Annotated in this window: 1 protein-coding gene; it reads right to left on the bottom strand. The window is 64.6% G+C overall.

What is annotated here, in order from left to right; all coding sequences use genetic code 11:
• On the bottom strand, positions 1-222 hold a 222-nt coding region (locus WFH44_RS21395; RefSeq protein WP_336716669.1), incomplete at its 3' end, for a Rieske 2Fe-2S domain-containing protein.
• Position 223: the final 1 nt, after the last annotated feature.

The following is a 223-nucleotide window of genomic DNA, read 5'->3' as shown; positions in this document are numbered from 1 at the left end:
CACCCCGCGGTGCCGGCAGATGTTGTAGAACGCGCGGATCCCGCCCTTGCGCGTCCGGCTGATCAGCACGGACTCCCGCCCGATCTGCACCGTCTTCCACGCCCCCGCCTTATCCAGATCGGACGAACGGATCGCGCAGAACCACATCTGCTCGAAAATCCGCTCCTGCTCCGCACGGAAAATCGCGGCATCCGTATACGTGTGCCCGGGCAGCGTAGCAATC

The sequence above is a fragment of the Arthrobacter sp. USHLN218 genome (genome assembly GCF_037144715.1).
Taxonomy (GTDB): Bacteria; Actinomycetota; Actinomycetes; order Actinomycetales; family Micrococcaceae; genus Crystallibacter.
This window is presented reverse-complemented; position numbering and strand designations above follow the sequence as displayed.